Here is a 19,197-nt window from a genome sequence, read left to right on the forward strand (position 1 = left end):
CCCCAGGCTCACCCGCAGTTCAGGGGAAGCGTAAAGGTTGACCGTCCCGGTTGGAGATCAGACCCTGGAAGGCCCGGCCAGCGACGCCGAGCCGCTTCTGGGGGATACTGTCCCGGCAGCCGCTGCGCGCTTCACGGAGAGTGCATGAAAACGGAGGTAGGTTGCATGAAGGCTTTCGTTCCAGTGCTTCTCGGTTTGTGCCTGCTGGGAGGCGCGGCCCAGGCGGGAGCTTTCAAGCAGCGCAAGCCCTCGGGCCGGGAGCTGGCCGCCTTGAAGGAGACGTTCTCCGGCAAGGAGCTCCTCGCCAAGAAGGCGCTGTCCGTGTCCACCAAGAACTCCGGCTCCTTCTTGTTCGTGCCGGTGATGGACTACACGGTGAACCCCGCGCTCCAGCTCCACCTGGTCCAGGACAAGAAGATCCTCTTCACCTTCCCGCCCTCTTCCGCGGACAAGCAGTGGCCCATCCTCCGGTTCGAGGGCGCCTTCTTCAAGGATCTCAACGATGACGGCTACGAGGATCTGGTGACGCTGACCCGGTACATGCCGGTGTCCGGCCCCAAGGCCAACCAGGTCTTCACCCAGGCCGCCGTGTACCTGGGCCGTGGGAGCAACTCCTTCGAGCTGCTCACGGGCGAGGTCAGCACCGCCCTCAACGAGACCCCGCCGCCCTCGCTGGCCGAGGTGCAGAAGCGGCTGAAGAGGCTCGACAAGCGCAAGCTGATCTTCCCCTCCCAGGTCAGCTCCAACGCGAAGAAGTAGGCCGCCCCCCAGGGCTCGGCCTGAATTGACCCACTGCGGCACGGCCCTCCGTGCGCGGAGAAGTCTCCAAGAGTCTTCCCGTCAGGGCGGGAATTCCTGCAAGGTGCGCGAACCACCCCTTGCCGGAAGGGCTCCCCCCCATGCAGCTCCGCGTCCCCCTGCTCCTCGTGCTGTGCGCGCTGTTCGTGTCCGCGTCGGCCCACGCCCAGCCCGTGTACAACGAGCTTCGCCAGAAGTCGTCCCACAACTCGTACCAGCGGTATGAGGCGCTGCTGGATCAGCTCGTCTTCCACCGCATCCGCTCGGTGGAGCTCGACATCCACACGGGCAAGAGCGGCTGGTCCAAAGTCGTGGGCAACTGGTTCGTCTACCACGACGACACGACGCCGGAGACCTCGTGCCACCGGCTCTCGGACTGTCTGGACGAGCTGCGCGCCTTCCACCTGGCCAACCCGAACCACGAGGTGGTGACGGTGTGGGTCGATCTCAAGGATCCCTTCGAGACGGACCGGATGCCCCAGGATCTCGACAACCAGATCACCGCGCACCTGCCCGCGACGTGGCTCTTCACGCCCTCGGATGTGATGGCTGGGTGCCCGGGTGTCTCCAGCCTCCAGGCGGCCGTGACGGGCGCCTGCACCTGGCCTACCTATGACACGATGCGCGGCCGCTTCATCTTCGTCTTCACCGGAGGCGGCGTCTCCTCGTCCACCAGCAACCTCAACACCTATGTGTCCAACGGCACCACCGCCACCAGCCGCGTGGGCTTCATCGCCCCGGATCTGACGAGCACCTCGGGCATCAACGCCAAGCAGTACGCCGTCTTCTTCAACATGGAGAGCGCGTATGCGTCGCTCTCCACGGACGTGCACCTGGCCAACTTCGTGGGCCGCGTGTGGGGCGTGAACGACTCCAGCACCTGGAGCAGCGTGGCGCAGCTCGACGTGAACCACATCGCCACGGACAAGGTGAACTACCTGGAGGATCCCTGGGCGAAGACGCACAACAGCCTGGGCTGGCCCTTCCAGTGCCTGGATGGCTGGGCGTGCGGCAGCAACCAGGAGCCGGTGAATGTCCTCGGCACGGAGGTGGACTCGGGCGACATCTGGAACAGCAGCGACAGCTTCCTGTTCGCCCACGAGAGCAACAGCACGGTGACGACGACGACGTGGACGGCCTCGGTGGCCACGCCGAACAGCCACGTGGACGAGTGGGGCAAGGCCTGCCTCATGGTGCGCGCCGGCACGGCGGCCAACGCGCGCTACTTCGCCGTCTGCCGCGCCGCGGACAACCACAAGCTGCGCATCCAGTACCGCACCGCCACGGGCGGAGCCTCCTCGTCCAACGAGGTGGACATCGTCCCCGCGGACACGGTGGACCAGGAGAACATCACCTTCGTGAAGCTCACCGTGCAGTATGACGGGACGCAGACGTGCGCGTCCGGGTACGGCTCGCAGAACGGCTCGACGTGGAAGCTGATTGGCAGCCAGTGCATGTCGGGGCTGCTGGCCAACCAGGGGCTGGCGGTCAGCTCCCATGGGAGCGGCAAGGTGAAGCTGCTGTTCACCAACGTGAAGCGCGGCTCCACGCTCTACAAGGCGGCCACCTTCCCGAACAAGACCGCCATTGGAGGAGTGACTTCCTGGCGCATCTTCGACGGCGTCCTCTGAGCGGTTTGAATAAATCCGGTGCCAGGTCCGTCGCGGTCCCTGCCACTTCTCTGCCGGCAGGGCCGCTCATGATCCTCACACTCCTCGGCATCACCCTCCTCGCCTCCGCCCCACCGATTCCCCCTCCCACATGCCTGACCTCCAACGGCAAGACGGCCTGTGGCTACTTCTGCAAGGCCAGCTTCAGCGAGCTCCGCTGCGCCAGCACCCCCTATGGCACCTGCGCCACCTTCAATGGGCAGGTGTACTGCTTCGATCCTACGGCCGCGGCCATCCACCACCCGCCCGACGAGGGCCTGCGCCCCGAGTGCAAGACCGTGGCGGGAGAGGCGGCCTGTGGCTTCAACTGTCTGGTGGCCAATGGGAAGGTGGCCTGCGCTCAGACTCCGTATGGGGCGTGCCGGGAGCACTACGGCCAGCTGGTGTGCTGGGATCCTTCCGAGGCCACCATCCACGAGTTCGGCTCGGACATCCGGCGGCCGGACTGCCTCACGGCGAACACGTCGATCGGGTGTGGGTATGACTGCAAGGCCGACTACTCGCAGGTGAAGTGCGCGGCGACTCCGCGCGGCCGGTGCGAGAAGCACAATGAAGTGCTCGAGTGCTTCGATCCGCCCATCCTCACGCAGGATGCCCACACGCAGCCACCTGACCCCGAGGAGATCCGCAAGCCGAAGAGCCAGCGGCGCCAGGAGAACCCGGCCGAGCCCACGAAGAAGGAGCGCTGATCCACCTCGGGGAAGGCCAGTGGGCATGGGCGGGAGCCCGCTTCCCAGCCAGTGCTGCCGCTCGGCCCGGCTCGCCCCGAGCCTTCCCAGGGTGTGGAAGTGAAGTTCTCCCTCGCGCGGAAAGCCCCCCGCGGAGCTCCACCCGGCAACCGGCACCCCGCCTGCAAGTGCCACCGTTCATGGACGCCCGTCTTGATGAGGGGCGTACCGGTGAATAGATGGAGGTTGGGCGTGGGCAGGTGGAAACGTGGAATGAAGTGGGCGATGTGCGCCGCGGCGGTGGGTGCCCTGGCGAGCTGCGGTGGGGAGCTCAACGCGGGAGACTCGGCGGACCGTCTCGGACAGGAACGGCAGGAGCTGACGCAGACGCTGGTGTTCAGCCCGGTCGCTGATGCGCGCGTCGAGGGCTCCCATCCAGACCAGAACTTCGGAAGCTCCAGTGTGCTGAAGTCAGATGGCGCGCAGCACTACGCCTCCTTCCTGCGCTTCCAGCTGAGCGGGCTGAGCGGCACCGTGGCCAGTGCGAAGCTCCGGCTCTACGCGACGTACTCCAACGGGAACGGGCCCGCCGTCTACACCACGAGCTCCTCGTGGGAGGAGAGCACCGTCACCTACAACAACCAGCCCGCGCCGCAGACGCTCCTGTTGACCGCGGGCCCGGTGACGGGGAACACCTGGGTCGAGTGGGACGTGACCGCCGCGGTGACAGGCAATGGCACGGTGAACCTCGCGCTGCTGCCCGCGGACCGCTATAGCACCGTGTACTACTCGCGCAACAACGCGGATACCTCCGTGCGGCCCCAGCTCGTCGTGACGGTGAACTCGAGCACGCCTCCCAGTGACTGGACGTTCTACGGCACGGCGCAGGGTGGCCCTCGCTACGTGTACGGCGTGAGCGCCGACGCGGGCGGCAACATCTGGGTGGCCGGCGGTGAGGAGGGGCTCTTCGTCCTCCAACAGGGCCAGACCCAGCTCCGCCACTTCACCATGGCCGATGGCCTGAGGCCCTATGGCTACATGCTAGATGGGAGCGCGCCCTCGGGCGTGAAGTACCTGAAGGTCATCTCCGTCGCCGGAGGCCCGGCGGGCGTCGCCTTCGTGGGCTACGAGGGCAAGCCTCCCGCCACGGGCATGCCCACCTGCGAGGACGAGTGGGATCAGGCCTATGCCGCCGGCCGCACTCCGGACGCGAGCGTCTACAAGAGCGGCGACGCGGACCGGGTGACGCTCACCGCCACCGGCATCCAGGTGGTGCACTACGATCTCTCCACTGGACCCAACAAGGTCGCCGCCGAGCCTCGTGGCCGCGAGAAGATCTGCAACATCCTGCGCATCGCCTACGATCCCCGGACGAAGAGCGTCTGGTTCGGAGGCAACCACGGCTTCGCCTGGGGCCGCGCGGACTTCCCCGGCTACAGCTGCGCGCCGGGGACCTGGGACTACGGCTGCGCGGGGGTGATGGAGCACGTGCACCCGGCCATCAACGGCTACAACAGCGATGGGACTCACCTGGTGCTGCTCACCGACGCGTACTACGGCGTGTCGGTGGCCTCGAATGGTGACGTGTGGTTCGGCGGCGCCATCCGCTCCACCCGCTTCCGCTACGGCACCGACGGCAACAACTACTGGCAGGCCCAGACCGAGACCGAGGGCAGCTCCTACGCGTGGAACCGCTACGACATCTGGCCGGACGCCGTCGCCGAGCCCACGCCTCCAACTCGGGCGCAGCGCGTGGACGACAACGTGTCCGGAATGGCCGTCATGAGCGACCAGAGCGTGTGGGTGGGCAGCTTCGGCAGGGGCCTCGCCCAGCTCAGCTCCAGCGGGCAGCGGCTGCGCACCCTGTCCACCGAGCTCATCGACGGGCACGGGTATGTGTCATCCGTCGCGGGCGATCCGCTCGATGAGAGCGTATGGGCGGGCACGGCCTGGGGCGGTGGCCTGAGCCGCGTGCGCGGCAGCACGGTGCAGAAGTACGGCAGCGGCGTGCTCCCCAACGCGCTGCTCTACATGCGCGTCTCGGACATCCAGGTGGACCGCTCGGGCCCCAGCCGCAGGATGCTCTTCGCGTTCCAGGGCACCGACAGCTCGCCCGGCGTCATCGGCGTCTACACCGGCCAGTAGCGCTCAGGCCGTGGGCTCCGGCCGCACCTCTCCTCATGGCCGGAGCCCCGCTGGGGCAACATCCACCTCTCAACGAAAGTCCCGCCGGGGTGCTGCTCCCGGCTGAGACCGAGAGTGTTCAGGGTTAGCCTGCATGGGCCCCCCGGCACCAAGCCCATGCCCTTTCCTGGCCTCCCCGCAGACATCCGGAAGGAGATCGAGGCCTCTACCGCCCTGGTGGAGGATCTGCGAGCGCACTGGCCGCATGCCATTGATCTGCGTCCGGACAAGGCCTCGGGCTACCTCGATCTGCCCTACCTCTTCCTTCCCGCCTTCCCCCACCTGCCGCTGCGCGACCTCCGGCCTCTGGCCGCCTTCTCGCGGCTGATGCATGGGGCCATCCTCCAGCACGACATGCTGGCGGATGAGGACCTTGCTCCACCTCGGGCGGGCGAGGCGGCCATGCGCCTCATGGCGATGCAGTTCGAGGCCTGCCACGTGCTCTACCCGTCCATCCCCGCTCACGCCGGCTTCTGGCAACGGCTGAGGATGGACCTGTCGGAGTACGCACACGCCCGCGTCGAGGAGCGGCGCTTCGCCCAGGGCGAGCGCTCCTGGCGCGAGTACACCGAGGAGGTGGCTCGCCGCGTCGTCCTGGGAAAGAACGGCGTGGCGCGCACGGTGGCCGCGGGGCTCGTGGAGCTGGCCCGGGATGAGCGCCTGCTCGTGCCGCTGTTGGAGGCCATTGACGCCTTCAACTTCGCCTCGCAGCTGTGCGACGACCTGCTGGACTGGCGAGATGACGCGTACCGGCGCATCCCTTCCCTGCTGCTGGCGCGCGTGCTCCCCGAGCGCCCCACCCTGCAGGGCGCGGCGTTGGAGCATGAGCTGGACCGGATCAGCCGGGAGCTCTACCTCGGAGGACATGCCGCCCACGTCGTCGGGCTGGCGCTCTCGGCCCTGGACACCGCGGACCGGCTCCGGCAGGTGCTGCCCGAGCTGCACCTGCCCTGGTACTCGCTGACGGAGGCGCTGCGCCGCAGGTGCCACGCCATCCGGGAGCACGGCGAGCGCCTCGCCGAGGAGCACCTCCCACGGCCCCGGGAGCTGCCTCCGCTCGAGCTGGAGCTGCCGGAGCCCGAGGGCCGCTGGCAGCGCGTGGCCTGGGAGGCCCTGCGCTTCCTTGTCCGGCAGTGGCACCTGGGCTTCGGCGAGATGCGCGCCGCGACACCCAGGCCAGGAAAGGATGGCGCCGCGAGCGAGGTGCTCGCACGAGCCATGGTGATCGACGCGCTGTGCGACGCGGATGCCCTGCTGGGAGGACGCCTGCGCGGGATGCTCGACTACGAAGCGCGGCACCTGCTGGGCCGCCGCGGTCCCGAGGGGCTCGCCGGGAGCGGCGGTATCCCGGGGCCCTTGCCGGACGCCGGTACCCTGACCCAGCTCGCGCGGGCCCTGCTGCGCACCGGCCATCGCGCCCAGGCCGAACAGGCCCTCGGGCGACACCTGGAAGAAGCCCTCGCCGTCTCCGCCTCGGGGCTGGCCGAAGCGGAGCAGGCCGCGCCGCTCCACGCGCTGTGGCTGCTGGATCCGGAGCGGTACGAGGACTCGCTCCAGCGCTGTGCCGAACAACTGGAGGCCCGGCTGGAGCCCGAGGCTTTCTGGAAGGAGCTCGCGCGCGCGGGGCCTTGCTCCCGAGCCCATGCCAGCCTGCGGCTGCTCAGCGCGGCCCGCTCCACTTCGCCCGCCCTGGGGCGCCTGCGCGACTTCATCCACGACTCCCAGAGGGCGGACGGTGGCTGGAGCACGGGGACAGGCCCGAGCGACGCGCTCAGCACGGCCCAGGCGCTCCTGACGCTGGCGGTGATTCAAGAGGCGAAGACGACACCCGCGGAGGCGAGCGTCGCCACACGAGCGCTCGGCTTTCTCGAGGCGGCACGTGGCGCCGAGGGGGCCTGGTCCGCCTGGCCTGTCCCGAAGACGAGCCCCGGCCCCCCCCACGTCAGCCGGACCCTCACCAGCGCCCTCGTGCTCCAGGCGGCGCTGAGCTGCCAACGCTGGGTCGAGGCCTCCGGGTAGAAGACTGGCAGCGGTTGCTTTCCGCGGTGTATGAACCCCTCCTCGCCGTGAGGAGGCCCATGGGTCGTCTTGAAATCCAACGAGGGGCCTCTGTCCTCCTGCTGGCCGTGCTCCTGGGGGCCGGCTTCGCGAGGGCTGACGAGCCCGACGTGCCAGACTGGGCCGAGGGCTGGAAGAAGACCTGGCTCCAGGCCTACGAGAACGGCTCGGTCCAGATGACGGCCAAGGTCACCCCTCGCTTCCTGGGGAACTCGCGTCAGGACGTCTTCGCCGTCCTGGAGCTGCGCTCGCTCGACTTCCCCACGGGAGAGGCTCCCGCCGCGAGCGTGGTGCTGGTCATCGACCGCTCGGCCTCGACCTCAGGCCGCCGCCTGCTGATCGCCAAGAAGGCCGCCCTGGGAGTGATCGACGGCTTGAGCGACAAGGACCACCTCTCCGTCATCCGCGTGAGCGACAAGCCGGACGTCCTCCCGATCGTGCCGATGACCCCTGAGAACCGCGAGAAGATGAAGGCCCGGGTCTCGGAGATGCAGGCGGTGGGACGCAGCGACATCTCCGCGGGGCTCGATGAAGCCTTCGACGAGCTCTCCAAGCCCACGGAGAGCAACAACTACCGGCAGGTGATTCTCTTCAGCGATGGACGGGCCACGGATGGCATGGTGGATCAGGACGGCCTGGCGGCGGTCGCTCGGGAGGCCCGCGAGCAGCACGCCATCCACGTGAACACGGTGGCCATTGGCGAGGACGCCGATCTCGATCTGATGGCGGGCATGGCCAAGGAAGGCTGGGGCTTCGCCGCCACGCTGAACGACTCCTCCGTCACGGGGCGCATCTCCATGCGGCGGCAGCTCGATCTCATCCGGCGCGCGGCCACCAACGTGGAGCTGCGCGTGAAGGTGGGGCCCACCGTCACCCTCGAGGAGGTGATGGGGCTCGACTCGGCCATGCAGGGCAACCTGGCGCGCATCCCCGTGGGAGAGATAGGCCCCGCCGAGGTGGTCCGGGTCGTCCTCCACCTCACGACGGACAACGTGGGCACGGAGGTGCGCCCCATCGAGCTCGCCCAGGTCGAGCTCGGGTACTCGGATGCCCTCACCGAGAAGCACCGCACCCAGAACCTCACGGTGCAGGCGGTGCTCAACCCCGCGAAGGCCAAGGGGCGCGAGGCCCTGGATCTCGATGCGCTGAAGATCGCCTCGCGGGCCTTCGTGGAGCGGCGCACGGCCCGCGCGGACGAGGCCGCCGAGGATGGAAACACGGCCGACGTCAAAGACATCCTGGACAAGAATCGCGAGAGCCTGAAGCAGATGGGCAGCCTGGCCCGGCTCGAGATCGCCGACGCGATGGCCCTGTTCGAGAAGCGAAGCAACGAGATCCTCCTCGAACAGAACCGCCCCCAACCCAAGCCGGACCTGTTCACCGCGAAGAAGACGAAGGCGAAGCCGAAGAAGAAGACGAAGAAGAAGCACTGAGCCGCAGGGCGCAACGTCTCACCTGAAAGGAGCGGACCGTGGACTTCACCGTGTTCGACAAGCCGGGGACGAAGGTCAAGCTCAGCACCCTCTCCGAGAAGCCTCCCAAGGGGCTCACCCAGGAGGGCGTCCAGGCGGACTTCGACAAGCTGGGCCAGGAGCTCTTCAATCTGCAGGATGTGCTCTGGGGCTCGCGCCAGCACTCCGTGCTCGTCATCCTCCAGGGGCGGGACACGGCTGGCAAGGATGGGGCCATCAAGCACGTGGTGGGCTGCCTCAACCCTCGGGGCGTCCATGTGACGTCCTTCGGCGTGCCGACCCAGGAGGAGCTGGAGCACGACTTCCTCTGGCGCATCCACCTCCACGCGCCGCGCAAGGGCGAGTTTGGCATCTTCAACCGCTCGCACTACGAGGACGTGCTCGTCACCCGCGTGCACGAGCTGGTGCCGAAGTCGCTCTGGAAGCAGCGCTACGAGCACATCAACGACTTCGAGGAGCTGCTCGCCGAGCACGGGACGATCATCCTCAAGTTCTTCCTTCACATCAGCCGCGGCGAGCAGAAGAAGCGCCTGCTCAAGCGCGAGGAGGATCCGCGCACGGCGTGGAAGCTCAGCGCGGGAGACTGGGAGGATCGCGACCTGTGGGATGACTACACGGAGGCCTACGAGGAGGCGATCTCCCGGACCTCGACGGAGCTGGCCCCGTGGACCATCGTCCCCTCGGATGCCAAGTGGTACCGGAACCTGGTGATCGCCCGCTCCATCGCCGATGCGCTCCGGCCCCACCGGAAGGCCTGGCAGAAGCACCTCGACGAGGAGGGCGTGCGCAAGAAGGCGGAGCTCGAGGCCTGGCGCAAGGGACAGCGCAAGGGACAGCGCAAGTAGGTGGCGCCTCTCCTTCGTAGCGCGCGGCTGGGAAAGCGGTAGGCTGCCGCGCACTTCGGATGGGAGAGTGGACATGAAAGCAGCGCGCTTCTCGAGCTTTGGGGCTCCGGCGGAAGTCATCCAGGTGGTGGACGAGGATCCCGGCCCGCTCGCGCCCGGCGAGGCGCTGCTGGAGGTGCTGGCCACGCCCATCAACCCCTCGGACGGCGCGACCCTTCAGGGCCTCTACGGCATCCTGCCGAAGCTGCCGGCGGTGCCCGGCAACGAGGGCGTGGGCCGCGTGGTGCGCGTGGAGGGCGCTGCCCCGGTGAAGCCGGGCGATCTCGTCTTCCTGCCCATGGGGGGCGGCACCTGGCGCACGCACATGAAGGCCAAGGCTCAGCGCCTGCTGCCCGTGCCCCCCGGTGGGGATCTGCTCCAGATGGCGATGCTCTCCATCAACCCGCCCACCGCGGAGCTGCTGCTGCGCGAGTTCGTCCCGCTCCAGCGGGGCGATTGGGTGATCCAGAACGCGGCCAACTCGGCGGTGGGGCGCTACCTCATCACCCTGGCGAAGCGCGAGGGCCTCAAGACGATCAACGTGGTGCGGCGCGCGGGGCTGGCGGACGAGCTGAAGGCGATCGGCGCGGACGTGGTGCTGGAGGACGGGGACGGCCTGGACAAGCGGGTGCGCGAGGCCACGGGCGGCGCGAAGGTGAAGCTGGGCATCGACGCGGTGGGAGGCGGGGCGACGCTGCGGCTGGCGGACGCGGTGAGCGAGGGCGGCACGGTGGTGCACTACGGGGCCATGAGCGGCAAGGGGCCTCACCTGTCCGCCGCGGCGATCATCTTCCGGAACGTGACGCTGCGCGGCTTCTGGCTGGTGCATTGGATGAGCACCGCGCCGCGAGAGGCGCAGGCGGCGCTGATGGGGAAGCTGGCGAAGCTGGTCGCCGAGGGAACCCTGAACGCGCCGGTGGATGCCACCTTCCCGCTCGAGAACATCCAGGAGGCTGTGACGCGAGCGCTGGAGGGTGGGCGCCAGGGCAAGGTCCTGCTGACGCCGGTGAAGGCCTGACGGTCGATTGAAAGGGAGAGACGCGATGCCAGGAAGAGTCGAGGGCAAGGTAGCGCTGGTGACGGGAGGGGCGTCGGGGCTGGGCGCGGCGTCCGTGCGGATGCTCGTGCGCGAGGGCGCGCGGGTGGCGATCACGGATCTGAACGAAGCGGGGGGCCAGGCGCTGGCGAAGGAGCTGGGCGAGGCTGTGCGCTTCTGGCGCCTGGATGTGACGCGCGAGGAGGACTGGATCTCGGTGGTGGACGCGGTGCTGGCCACCTTCGGCCGGTTGGACGTGGTGGTGAACAACGCGGGCATGGGCATCGCCAAGGACGTGGAGACGCTCTCGCTCCAGGAGTGGCGGCTGGTGCACGCGGTGAATGGGGACGGAGTGTTCCTGGGCTGCAAGCACGGCATCCGCGCGATGCGGCAGTGCGGCGCTCGCGGCTCCATCATCAACATGAGCTCCGTGGCGGGGCTCGTGGGGGTGGCGGGCTTCCCGGCCTATAGCTCGGCCAAGGGAGGCGTGCGCCTGCTGACGAAGTCCGTGGCGCTGCACTGCGCGCAGAAGGGCTACGGCATCCGGTGCAACTCCATCCACCCGGTCTACGTGGACACGCCCATGGTGACGCAGCTGGCGAGCCTCACCGGGGATGAGGCCAAGGCCAGGGAGCGGATGGCCAAGAGTATTCCGTTGGGCCGGCTCGGCCATCCGGACGAGGTGGCGTATGCCGTCGTGTACCTGGCCTCGGATGAGTCCTCGTTGATGACGGGCTCGGAGCTGGTGCTGGACGGCGGCACGACGGCTCAGTGAGGCGCTGAAGCGTTTAATGTCCGGAACGGGGTCTGGTAATGACGAAACTGGAAAAGCTCGTTGAGGAGTTCGCCCAGAACGTCGCTGCCCAGACGGAGGAGATCACTCACGGTAGTGCTGCCAAAGGAAACCGTCACGCGAAGCGCTACATCGCGGCATTCGACAAGTTGTGTGCGCATGGAGACCCTGGGAGGGATGCACTGGCTGTGCTGTTCATCCACCCTCGAATGGACGTGAGGGTAATGGCCGCGGCCTTCCTGTTGCGCCATCGCACAGCGGAGGCCAAGGCGGTGTTGGAAGAGGCAGCGCAGCACAGAGGGCTGTCGGCACTGAGCGCTCAGCAGACCCTGAAAAACTGGGAAAATGGCACCTGGGCACTGGACCCAGGGTAGGCACCATGCCGCACCAGATGGATCAACTGTCCATGAAAGTGCGCAACTTCCCAAAAGCGGGCATCGAGGAACTCCTCCAAGAATACGAGCAGTAGGCGATCGCCTATCGACAGGCACTGAACGCTGAGGATCATCGTGCTGCCAATCGCGCCGCCGACAGGATTATAGCACCATCCGGTTACATTGAACTCCCTCGATCATGTCCCGTAGAAAGCCCTCCAGTGTCCCAGGAGACGCCCACTAGAGAGGAAGGCACTCGGAGGCCGGAGCAAGTGACCGCTTAGTACTAGGTCAGTCGGGTGATGTTCATGTGACTTCCTGGTTGGTCGGTGGTATTCATGTTCACTGGTAACAGCAGCACTCAGTGTTCATGTGTCACTCAAGGAGCATGCTGATGGTTTCCCAGCAGAGATGCTTGGTCCTCTCTTTGTTGCTGCTTTTTGCCGCTACGGCAGTGTCCGCACAGCCAAGTGAGTGCGTACGCCAAGCAACCGCAGGAGAAAAGGTCGGGAAAGATGAATATGCAATCATTACCTACAAAGCCTCGAACACCAATCCAAGCACTCCCCTCTTGGCTACAGTGCATGTTGGCCCAGAGCAGGTGATTGCCGCTACAATTACCATCTCCGGCACTGCTGCCTACGGCTTCTATTCTGGCGTTGTGCTCAAGCCAGGATGCGTGAAGCAACCAACGCAGGTTCTTGTGACAAACACCAATCCCATTCCCGTAAGCAACCCTGGCAATTCACCGGAGCCATCGAAATCGCAGTGCATCCCGTTCTCTGCTACTCATGCAATATGGCAGGGGCACGGGTTTACACTGTCTGGTCCGAAGCAGATCTTTACATTTCAGGTTCAACAACCTCCCTGGGTTGTTTGCCAGATCAAAAAACCAAGCAATGTTGTGCCGTTTCAATTCTCGGGCAGCGTCTATACTCTTTCATCAGGCGAGGCGCTCGAATGTGGATTTACAGGCCCAAGTGGCTCGGACTCCATCTCCATCTCAGGATGTGCAGTGCAATAGCTCCTGTTAGATTGGGGCGCCTGGCTGCCAGAGCATATCGTCTTACCTAGGGCGTTGGAACCTGCCCCACAGGCCGCGGGCTGGACGAAGGGAAAGTTGGAGTGGGTGGAGTTCTTGAAGATGATGCGGCAGAGCTAGTATTAGACCGACCTCGCGGCCATGAACGAGTTTACTGAAGGCGAGTACGTCGACCTTGAGTGCCCCTACTGATGTCTGGCCACGGCACGCGGCCAAATCATATGCCTCTCACTTCTACGCGGAGACGGCAATTCGGTTGACCGTTGTGGTTCTTCTCCTGGCTCTGCTCAATGCGTGCGCCACCCCGCATGTCGTACGTCTCGATACGGGTCAGGGTGCGCCACTGGAGTACAGGCCGCCCACCTCGGCCCACTCTGTGAAGATGGACGCGGAAGCGTTTGAGGAAGCGCTGACGCAATTGGTGCTGAATGCGCCCTTCACCCTTCACTCTCCCCTGCAAGGCAGGCTGGTTCGCGCCTCCTATCCCAGCAGTGACGCAGACTCCCGCTGGCAGCGCCTGATGAGCAAGAGCTTCGGCGGCCTCTGCGAGCCGGGCCGGCGCAGCGAAAACTGCCTCTCCTTGCTCGACGACCTGATGGGCCTGAGCAAGTGGGACAAGCTGGGGGTAGCCCTGGGCTTATCCCTCGATCCTCTGAAGGAGAGCATCTCCAAGGCAGTGGAGGCCACTCTGGCCCCTCAGCTCTTCTACACCGTCATTGCGACGGGGCTCATCACCTGGGTCGTCATGGCGGCCAATCCCGAGCCCGTGTTCACGAAGACGGCGGCCATCGTCTCGACGCTCCTGCTGATCTGCCTGGGAGTGGAGACCTTCCTGGAGATGGTGGATGCAAGCCGGGAGTTGAAACGGGCCACAGACCGGGCCACGACCTGGGAGGAGTTGGAGCAGGCCAGCCAGCGTTTCGCGAACCGGGTGGGGCCGGAGGTGGCCCGCGTCTTTGTCCTCGCGGTGACGGTGGTGGTGAGCCACGGCATGGCCGGGGGATCGGCGTGGATGGCCTCTCGGCTGGCGATGCTGCCTAGCTTCTCGGAGGCAGCCGTGGCGGGTGCCTCACGAATCGGCATCAGCTTGGCGAACGTGGGACAGGTGAGCGCGATAGCCATTGTAGGAGACACCATTGTCATCTCGCTGCCCGCCACGGCGGTCGCCGCTGTAGCCCAGAGCTTGGGAGGTACCACAGCCGGTATCAGGTCCTGGGGCTCGTTCAGCGGCCTCAAGAACGCATTGGGCCCGGCGGGAGAGGGCAAGCAGTGGCACCACATAGTCGAACAAACGCCGAGCAATGTGGATCGGTTCGGTCCCCATGCACTTCACAACACCGAGAACGTGGTTGCCATTGATGAAGAGGCTCATCGGCGGATCAGCGCGTACTATTCGTCCAAAGATCCTGCCATCTCAGGTGATCAAACTGTACGACAATGGCTGAGTGGCCAATCGTTCCAAGCCCAGCGCGCGTTCGGCTTGAAGATCCTGAGGGACTACGGAGTTGTTCCATGAATGTGCGCAACTTCCGCAAAGCGAGCATCGAGGAACTCGTCCAAGAATATGAGCAGTCGGCGATTGCTTACGGACAGGCGCTGAACGCCGCGGATCACCGTGCCGCCAACCGCGCCGCCGACAGGATCATAGGAGCCTACCGTGAACTCCGGAGCCGGGCAGTGGCCTCCCACCTCCTTCCGCTGTTGAAGAGCGAGGACGATTTCGTGCGTTCCTTCGTGGCGGCACATGCGTTGGAGTTCGCGCCAGAGCAGGGAGAGCCTGTTCTGCAGGAGCTTGCTGCCCGCCCGGGGCTTCGCCGGACACCGGCTGAGTACACGCTCAAGGCGTGGCGAGAGGGGACACTCAAGTTCCCGTGAACTGCTTTCTCAGCGGGCCCGGCACGCCGGGTCGAGCAGCTCGGGGCGGTACTCGAAGTGCATGGTGTCGTAGTGGTACCAGCGCCCGCCCCAGATGAAGCCCTCTGCCTCGAACGCGTCCACGATGGCCTGGGGGATGCGGTTCTCCCAGTGCACCGGTGTCTTCGGCTTCGCCCACTCCCAGTAGTGTGAGCGCGCCACGTTCAGGTCGATGGACACCCCATACGAGTGGGCGCTCTGGCGGTTCGTGTTCGCGATCTTCCGCCAGTTGAAGGTGCCTCCCACGTTCGTCAGAAAGGGCCGCAGCGTCGGATCCTTCTCCACCGCCGCCGTGAGCCGCTTCTCCACTCGCGCGAAGACCGGCGCTACCTTGCGGTGCACCTTGAGCTTCTGCCCGAGGAACTCGATGCCCACCACGTCTACCTGCGCCTGCGATGCGCCGTAGGTCGCGTGAAACAAGGGCTCGAAGCGGATACGTCCCGGATCCTCGTTCTCCTTTGTCACCGGAGTGATGGGGCCCGCGTGATACGGGATGGAGAACGTGTCCTCCAGATCGGGATCTTCGAGCTTCTCCTCGAAGGACTTCGTGCGCCCGTCATCGAACGGGTACGTCTTGCCTCCCGGCAGCCGCGCCATCCACGTGCCGCTCTCCCGCACCGGCTCCACCGGATACCACTTCGACAGGCAGGCCAGCGCGGGCGGTGGAGCCTCCGCGGAGGCAGTGCTCCCCTGCCCCGCCCAGGCCCCCCTCGCGCTCCCCAGCGTCACGATCAGCACGGCACATCGGAAGCGCGGCGACCTGACGGGCATGGAGCGAGTGGGCACCCAATCATGCTGCCACACTGATGCGCGCCGCGCTGATACGGCCCTCAGCGAATGCGCACCCGGTCACCCTCGATGCGCGCGTCGCTCCCCAGATCGTCGGAGAGACTCTTGATGAGCTGGGCCACTCCCGGATCTCCCTCCGCACGCCGAGGCGGCTCGCGCAGCCCGGCTCGCAGGGGCAGCGCCTCCACCTCCACCGCCGCTCCCGCCTCATCAATGTGGAAGCGCAGCACGTAGGCGTCTCGCGCGTCCGTGCAACCACACGAGAAGGCCAGGTTGCCCAGCGAGTACGCGATGACGCCGCGCCCTCGCCGCTCGATGCCCTGGGGCGTATGCGGACCGTGGCCCAGCACCGCCGTGGCCCCCGCGTCGATGAGCCGCCCCGCCAGCCTGCGCTGCTCCTTCGTGGGCAACAGCGCCCCCGTGCGCCCCCAGTGCAGCGACACCAGCACGGGCCCCGCCGCTCGCGCCTCGCGGACCCGAGCCTCCAGCGCGGAGGACTCCGCCTCGGACCAACCCTCGGAGACTTCCCGCGCGATGAGCCGCACCCGCCGCCCCCCCCGCACCACCTCCGCATCCGTGGAGGCCGTGGCCGCCTGGAGGCCTTGGGCCCGCAGGTGCTCCACCGTCTCCGCGAGCCCCTGCGCTCCCTGATCCAACGCGTGGTTGTTCGCCAGCGACACCACGTCCACGCGGCCGTGGAGCCAGCGCGCCACCCCGGGAGGTGCGTTGAACTTCGGCTGTCCTACCGGCGTCCCATCCTGGGCGAGCCCCGACTCATGCCCCGAGGCTGTCAGCGGCCCCTCCAGGTTGAGGAACCGCACGTCTCCCTGGAGCAGCGAGGCCAGCGGCGCCACCTGCGCCTCGGGCGTGCTCGCGCTGGTCTGCAGATCCCCCGCGGCGGAGACCGTCAGCGGCGCGGCCCCCAGGCACAGCAGCAGGAGCAGGCCGCCCATCTACGTGGCCCAGATGGACTCGACGCGCTTGCGCACGGTGAGCCGCCCCTGCATGAAGCCGGGGAGCGAGCGCAGCGGTGCGAGCGCCGGGCAGCGGTCAATCCACTCCAGATCGATGAGCGCCGAGTCCGCCGCCCGCAGGAAGTAGGTCAGCGCGCGCTCTGGATGGCCGCTCAGGGCCAACACCTCCGTGGCGAGCTGGCAGAGCAGCGACGCGAACCTCGGGCTGATCGGCGCCTGAAGGAGCATGTCGAACCTCTCCACCAGAGGCCCCGGATCCCCGTCTCCCAGAACCGCGGCCGCATACGCGTCCGTGTTGAGCGCGAGCTGGGCGGGCTCATCGCGAATCTCTTCGCGGCATCGCTGGACCTCCTCGCGATCCTTCATCCACGCGCCGACCCGCATGCGCATGAGGAGCGTCGGCATCCGCTGGAACGGGTACTTCGACAACCGCTCGATGTTCAGGCGGTAGTCGTCCATCTTCCCTCGGAGCGCGCTGCAGCGGGCTATCTCGTACAGGGCGATGGACATCTCGGGATCCAGCTCGTAGGCCGCGCGCAGCCGCGCCAGTCCTTCATCCGCGCGCCCCGCCTCGCACTGCAGGCTCCCCAGGTACTGCAGGGCTCCGGGGAAGGTCGGCGCCGCGGCCAGCGCGGAGCGGAGCGAGACGGCCGCCAGCCGCCAGTCGCCATCCTGGGTCGCCCGCATCGCCTTGGCCAGCAGCGTCTCCACCAGCTCCGGAGCCAGCTGAACGGCGCGGTCAACGCTCGCGCGGGCCATGGACGCCCAGTCCCGCTGGCCGTCCGAGTTGCGCATGAACCACATCCTCATGCTGGCCAGGGCATGCAGCGCCACGGCGGGCAGGAAGCCCGGGGCCTGGACGATGCACGCGTCCAGCGGCCCGATCACCTCCTCGGGCAGCGCCTGCGAGCGCGTGTGCACCTGCACCATCGCCTGCCGGTAGAGCTCCAGCATCTCGGGGGTCGCCTGATCCCGGTACGTGGCAATGAGCAGCTCGCCCCGGATCGCCTCCGCCATCCGCCGCCCCAGCCGATCCTGGATCGCGAACGCGTCATCTCCCGAGTCCTCGAAGCGGCCGCTCCACAGCTGTACGCCCGAGGCCACCTCGACCAGCCGCAGCGACGCGCGCACCATCTTCCCGAGGCTCTGCACACCTCCATCGACCACGAGCCCCACGCCCAGCTCTCGCCCCACCACCCGCGGATCCCGCTCGTTGCGGAAGCGCTCCGTGGCCCCGCTGCTCTGCACCCGGGCGCCTCGGGTGCGCGACAGGACGTCGATGAGGCCCTCGGTCACCGCGTCGCCCAGGTACTCCTGCTCCTTGGGGCCCATGAACCGCAGCGGCAGCACCGCCAGGCCCTGCTCTCCCGGGCGGCTCATCGTCCGCGGTGTCGGACGCGGCACGCCGGTGTTCGCCTGCGCGCCCCACCCCGTCGAAGCGGCCGTGGCGCTCGGCGTCACCACTCCCGTGGAGGTGGCTCCGGGCACGGGCGTGCGCGAGGCAGCGGCCACCTCCACCGGCTCGCCCACCGAGCCCAGCCAGGTCCTCAGCACGGCGGCCACCTCGGAGGCCCCGGAGGGCCGCTCGCCGGGCTCGCGCGCCGCGCACTGCCGCACCAGGTGGGCCAGCGCGTCCGGGACACCGGTGCGCCCCGTCGGATCCGGTGGGGGCTGCCTCAGCCGAGCGAAGGCCACCGCCATGGGGGAATCTCCCGTGAAGGGCACCTCGCCGGTGAGCATCTCGTAGAGCAGCAGCCCCACCGCGTACAGATCCGAGCGCACCTCCACCTCGCCACCGGAGATCTGCTCCGGAGACATGTACATGGGCGTGCCCACCATGCCCTGCGTGCGCGAGGCCGACTCGCCGGCCATGGCCCGGGCGATACCAAAGTCGGTGAGCACCACCCGGCCGCCCTTCTCCACGAGCACGTTCGCCGGCTTCAAGTCCCGGTGCACCACCCCCGCCGCGTGGGCCGCGGCCAGTCCCTCACTCACCGCCAGCGCGATCCGCGCGGAGCGCACCGGCCCCAGCACCCGCTCGCGGCCCAGCAGCGACTGCAGATCCTCCCCCTCCACATACTCCATGGTCAGGAAGAGGTGCCCCGCGTGCTCGCCCAGATCGTGCGTGCGGGCCACGTGGTGGTGGGAGATGCGCCGGGCCAGCCGGACCTCGCGGCGGAAACGCTCCAGCAGGTCCCCCCGCTGTCCGTCCCCCAGCTCGAGCATCTTCAGCGCGACCAGATCGCCCACCAGGGTGTCGCGCGCCCGGTACACGGTGCCCATACCCCCGCGCCCGATCTTCCCCAGCAGCATGTAGCGCCCAGCGAACAGGCCTTCGCCCTCCGCGGCCACTACGCGCGGCGCGCCCGGCGAAGCCACTACGGTATCGTCGTTGCCCAGCGGAGCGTCGGCTCCATTGCGATCCTCTGACACGGCCGGCGCAGTGTATCCGCCCGGCCCCTTCCCGCCCAGCAATCCGCTCTTCCGGGGGCGGCGGTGACCTACCGTGCAGCCAGCCGCCACCTGGGCCGCCGGGTGAGC

At 67.5% G+C, this 19,197-nt stretch carries 16 protein-coding genes; 13 read left to right on the top strand and 3 right to left on the bottom strand.

Going from position 1 to position 19,197, the window contains the following annotated elements; translation table 11 throughout:
* The first annotated feature begins 165 nt into the window (after nucleotides 1-165).
* From ACJ8AT_RS21740 to ACJ8AT_RS21800, 13 genes are all read left to right on the top strand, one after another.
* Complete coding sequence (locus ACJ8AT_RS21740) at nucleotides 166-759, top strand: hypothetical protein (protein WP_407739710.1); 594 nt, start codon at nucleotides 166-168, stop codon at nucleotides 757-759.
* A gap of 140 nt (nucleotides 760-899) precedes the next feature.
* Nucleotides 900-2,429, top strand: coding sequence for a Ca2+-dependent phosphoinositide-specific phospholipase C (locus ACJ8AT_RS21745; RefSeq protein WP_407739711.1), 1,530 nt, complete (start codon nucleotides 900-902; stop codon nucleotides 2,427-2,429).
* A 68-nt stretch (nucleotides 2,430-2,497) separates the two neighbouring features.
* On the top strand, nucleotides 2,498-3,157 hold the full coding sequence (locus ACJ8AT_RS21750; protein WP_407739712.1) for a hypothetical protein: 660 nt from the start codon (nucleotides 2,498-2,500) through the stop codon (nucleotides 3,155-3,157).
* A 252-nt stretch (nucleotides 3,158-3,409) separates the two neighbouring features.
* Nucleotides 3,410-5,281, top strand: coding sequence for a DNRLRE domain-containing protein (locus ACJ8AT_RS21755; protein ID WP_407739713.1), 1,872 nt, complete (start codon nucleotides 3,410-3,412; stop codon nucleotides 5,279-5,281).
* A gap of 156 nt (nucleotides 5,282-5,437) precedes the next feature.
* Entirely contained in the window at nucleotides 5,438-7,339 is a 1,902-nt protein-coding gene (locus ACJ8AT_RS21760) for a hypothetical protein (protein ID WP_407739714.1), read from the top strand.
* A 59-nt stretch (nucleotides 7,340-7,398) separates the two neighbouring features.
* Nucleotides 7,399-8,811, top strand: a complete 1,413-nt coding sequence (locus tag ACJ8AT_RS21765) for a vWA domain-containing protein (protein ID WP_407739715.1) — start codon at nucleotides 7,399-7,401, stop codon at nucleotides 8,809-8,811.
* Between the two features lie 38 nt (nucleotides 8,812-8,849).
* Complete coding sequence (locus ACJ8AT_RS21770; protein WP_407739716.1) at nucleotides 8,850-9,695, top strand: polyphosphate kinase 2 family protein; 846 nt, start codon at nucleotides 8,850-8,852, stop codon at nucleotides 9,693-9,695.
* Nucleotides 9,696-9,768: 73 nt separating this feature from the next.
* Entirely contained in the window at nucleotides 9,769-10,752 is a 984-nt protein-coding gene (locus ACJ8AT_RS21775; RefSeq protein ID WP_407739717.1) for a zinc-dependent alcohol dehydrogenase family protein, read from the top strand.
* 25 nt (nucleotides 10,753-10,777) lie between these two features.
* Nucleotides 10,778-11,545, top strand: coding sequence for a glucose 1-dehydrogenase (locus ACJ8AT_RS21780; protein ID WP_407739718.1), 768 nt, complete (start codon nucleotides 10,778-10,780; stop codon nucleotides 11,543-11,545).
* 38 nt (nucleotides 11,546-11,583) lie between these two features.
* On the top strand, nucleotides 11,584-11,937 hold the full coding sequence (locus ACJ8AT_RS21785) for a DUF2019 domain-containing protein (protein WP_407739719.1): 354 nt from the start codon (nucleotides 11,584-11,586) through the stop codon (nucleotides 11,935-11,937).
* A 394-nt stretch (nucleotides 11,938-12,331) separates the two neighbouring features.
* The gene (locus ACJ8AT_RS21790; protein WP_407739720.1) at nucleotides 12,332-12,961 is read left to right on the top strand and encodes a hypothetical protein; all 630 of its coding nucleotides are present in this window, start codon (nucleotides 12,332-12,334) and stop codon (nucleotides 12,959-12,961) included.
* A 394-nt stretch (nucleotides 12,962-13,355) separates the two neighbouring features.
* Nucleotides 13,356-14,495 carry a hypothetical protein gene (locus ACJ8AT_RS21795; protein ID WP_407739721.1) on the top strand — a complete coding sequence of 380 codons (1,140 nt, stop codon included), beginning with the start codon at nucleotides 13,356-13,358 and terminating at the stop codon, nucleotides 14,493-14,495.
* Nucleotides 14,492-14,854, top strand: coding sequence for a hypothetical protein (locus tag ACJ8AT_RS21800; protein WP_407739722.1), 363 nt, complete (start codon nucleotides 14,492-14,494; stop codon nucleotides 14,852-14,854). Before ACJ8AT_RS21795 ends, ACJ8AT_RS21800 begins: the two co-directional genes overlap by 4 nt.
* A 9-nt stretch (nucleotides 14,855-14,863) precedes the next feature.
* On the opposite strand, the gene ACJ8AT_RS21805 is transcribed toward ACJ8AT_RS21800, so the two are convergent.
* From ACJ8AT_RS21805 to ACJ8AT_RS21815, 3 genes are read right to left on the bottom strand one after another with little or no spacing between them, the layout of a single operon-like run.
* The gene (locus tag ACJ8AT_RS21805; protein WP_407739723.1) at nucleotides 14,864-15,664 is read right to left on the bottom strand and encodes a M15 family metallopeptidase; all 801 of its coding nucleotides are present in this window, start codon (nucleotides 15,662-15,664) and stop codon (nucleotides 14,864-14,866) included.
* Nucleotides 15,665-15,723: 59 nt separating this feature from the next.
* Nucleotides 15,724-16,635 carry a CapA family protein gene (locus ACJ8AT_RS21810; RefSeq protein WP_407739724.1) on the bottom strand — a complete coding sequence of 304 codons (912 nt, stop codon included), beginning with the start codon at nucleotides 16,633-16,635 and terminating at the stop codon, nucleotides 15,724-15,726.
* A complete protein-coding gene (locus ACJ8AT_RS21815; protein ID WP_407739725.1) occupies nucleotides 16,636-19,089 on the bottom strand; it encodes a protein kinase domain-containing protein in 2,454 nt (817 codons plus the stop codon).
* Nucleotides 19,090-19,197: the final 108 nt, after the last annotated feature.

The sequence above is a fragment of the Hyalangium sp. genome, from assembly GCF_045802625.1.
In the GTDB taxonomy this organism is placed as follows: domain Bacteria; phylum Myxococcota; class Myxococcia; order Myxococcales; family Myxococcaceae; genus Hyalangium.